A 2,578-nucleotide genomic window follows, 5' to 3' on the forward strand; every position below is an offset into this window, starting at 1 on the left:
GCCTGCCGGTGACCGAGCGGGCCCGTGGCTGGATGTACGACTTCGCCCCGGGCACGGAGTGGCCAGAGGTGGACGTGCACGAGGGCGAGGAACGCTACTACGTGGTGTCGGGTGAGTTCATCGATCGAGGCCACCGTCTGGGCCCGGGCAGTTACGTGGTGTTTGCTCCGGGCAGCACGCACCGCCCGCGCACCGAGACCGGCGCACGCATGATCGGCATCAGCATCGTCGCGAGGTAGCCGGCAATTCCGAACACGCCGTCGGAGAGCGGGCTCGTGATCTGCGGGCGACTCAAGGGTGGAAGACCGGCCCGCATCGGGTCGAGACGATCCACAGTGTCAGCCAGGGCTCCTTCAATCCGCACGTGCAACTTGATACGTCCAACAACCTCCAAGCTAGGAGCGGTAGATGAGGAAGACCCTGGCTCTGGTCATAGCGACGGTGGTTCTGGCCGGGGCAGTGTCCACCAGCGGCGCTGCGCAGGCGGCACCCGACCCGGACATCGCGCGAGCCGCCAGCCGTGCCATTGGCACCGCTCCAGCGCCGCACACCCCCGAGCCGGACCCGATCACCCCGCCGGTCCCGAGGCCCAAGCCGTTCGAGGAGGCCCCGCCCAGCATCGCGCCGCACAAGGCAGTCACTCCGCCCGACTTCGGACCGAACGAACGGATCCTCTCGGCGTACCACCGGGGCAAGCTCTCCCGGGACGACGCGGTGCGGTACGGACTCACCGCGCTTCGCTCACCCCGGGCGGTACCCGCCCACCTACGGCAGACCGGTGCCATCCGCGACCCGCAGCGGTACCTGACCTACCTCTCGATGCTGGCCGCGAGCGTTGAGCCCGAGGCGGCGAGGATGATCGCGCCGGACGTCGCCGCGCCGGCTGCCGCCCCTGCGGCGGCCGGCTACGACGACTGCGCCGCCGACCCGTTCGACTATCTCGGTGTCACCTACCGCTGCCGGGCAACCGCCGGCGAGTTCCTCATCCTGTTCAACATCGCCGGAGCAGGCCGACCGGGCATTCCGGCGGACTACCATTCCAACGGCCGGGCCAAGGCCGTCCAGCACCTACTGAATTCGCTCGCGATCGCTGTCGACGAGTACCGCGAGATGGGTTACCCGCTGCCGGTGCGCGACGGCAAGCCGTGGGTGTTGGTCTACGGCGTTGACGAGATCCCTGCCGTCGGCGGTGTCGGGTTGGAGATTGACGCGCCTTTCGTGTTGCCGTTCGGGCTCAATCAGCAGGCCACCATCCTGGTGCCGAACGGGCAGACCGACTGGGACTACCTGCCCCGGCATGAGCTGTTCCACGTCATGCAGTACCAGTACTGGGACAAGTCTGACGTCAGTCTCGATTTCCTCGCCACCCTCGTGCGCGGTAAGGAGTTCGGTTCGATGAACTGGTGGATGGAGGCCACCGCCGAGTGGGCCGCCCACCAGACCTACGTCCGGGAGCCGTACCTGCCCATCCCAGGCGAGGAAGAGCTGTATGCGCGCAACGTCTACGACGTGCTCAGCATGCCGGGCTCAGCGCTCAACTCGTGGGGCGGTTTGAGTCGCGGCCCGCAGTACGGCGCGTTCCTGCTGCCCACCTATCTCACGGAGCAGGTCGACCCGAGTTTCGTGCGGCGCACCTGGGAGAGCGTTCGGGATCACGATCATCTGCCGATCGAGGCGATCCGGCATGTCGCGCAGGGTTACGGCCTGAACTTCAAGGACATGTTGCTGGGCTATCACATCGCCAACTATCGGCTGGCCAAGGCGAACGCCGCCCCCGCCCCAACGGTGGACGCGTGGCGCAGCTATGGCTACACCGACGCTGACACGAGACTGTGGCGCGTCAACCTCAGCGCCCTGAACGGGACGAGCAGCGACGTCCTCGGCGGCGCGAGACCCGCTCGCAAGAGTCACGCGACATCCGCTGGTACGCGTGTGGAGTATCAGGACATCCTGCGTAAGGGTGGTGCCGTCTATCACGACTTCCGGGCGGTGAAGAACTCCGGTGACCCGTCCTGTGGGTACTGCTCGACGCTGCTGATCGATACGAGCAAGGACACCAACCGCAGCTCCGCGGTCATCATCTGGTCACCGACCGGCAGCACCGGCACGCTGGCGGAGTACCCGAGCATCCAGACCGTGCTCTACCCCGACGCCGGTGGCCTGATCACGGTACCCAACTTTGTCTTTCCCATGGTCGCTACCCTGGTGAGCACCTGGACCGAACTGGACATCCACTCCGCCGACGCGGACAGCAGCCCGAGGACGTTCTCCACCCACGTGGAAAGCGTGCTGCCACTCACCGGCCGCTCGTGCGTGCTGCGCCCGCTGTCGGTGCGCAGCGTGGAGACCACCGTCGAGCCGGAGGGCACGTTCAACCGGTACGCCGCCAGCACGCGCGACGGCTGGACCGGCGGTGACTCCACGTACTCGGTGAAGCTGCCCGACGGTCAGATCGTCTGGCTGTTCTCCGACACCTGGATGGGACCGCTCAACGGCGACGGCACCCGCCCGGTCAGCGCACCGCTGGTGAACAACACATTCGTGGTGCAGAGCGGCGGGACCCTGACCACCTACCAGG

Annotated in this window: 2 protein-coding genes; both read left to right on the top strand. The window is 67.1% G+C overall.

The window, feature by feature from the left end; all coding sequences use genetic code 11:
* Positions 1-239: cupin domain-containing protein (locus tag ABZ749_RS33600; protein WP_357235050.1), on the top strand; the 239-nt coding region annotated here is incomplete at its 5' end.
* Between the two features lie 169 nt (positions 240-408).
* Positions 409-2,578, top strand: a 2,170-nt coding sequence (locus ABZ749_RS33605) for a hypothetical protein (RefSeq protein WP_357235053.1), incomplete at its 3' end; no start/stop codon positions are given.

This window comes from Micromonospora sp. NPDC047753 (genome assembly GCF_040642735.1).
GTDB lineage: Bacteria > Actinomycetota > Actinomycetes > Mycobacteriales > Micromonosporaceae > Micromonospora.